The sequence below is a fragment of the Paenibacillus sp. 598K genome, from assembly GCF_003851045.1.
In the GTDB taxonomy this organism is placed as follows: domain Bacteria; phylum Bacillota; class Bacilli; order Paenibacillales; family Paenibacillaceae; genus Paenibacillus_D.
This window is the reverse complement of record NZ_BFBX01000250.1, coordinates 1-234: the sequence shown is the minus strand read 5'-3', so window position 1 is coordinate 234 and position 234 is coordinate 1. Positions and strand designations below refer to the sequence as shown.

General features: G+C 58.5%; 1 pseudogene. It reads right to left on the bottom strand.

From position 1 onward, the window contains the following. Nucleotides 1-234: pseudogene (locus PA598K_RS34935) on the bottom strand (phospho-sugar mutase); the annotation flags it as partial.

The following is a 234-nucleotide window of genomic DNA, read 5'->3' as shown; positions in this document are numbered from 1 at the left end:
AGCAGCCAGTTAGCCAGCCCTTGCGTAGCTTTGCCTACCGTATAAGCATTCATGCGGTTGGTGCCGGCCCCCATGACGCCGCGCAGACCGCCAGTGCCGAATTCCAGGTCGCGGTAGAACCGGTCTTCGATTTCTTTGGCGTTGCCTTCAAGCGCGCGCAGCTCGGACTTCGTCGCCTCATCGATCAGCTCATCCTGTAGCCAGGTTTGGTATTGTTGTGCAGCCTGTGCGTTT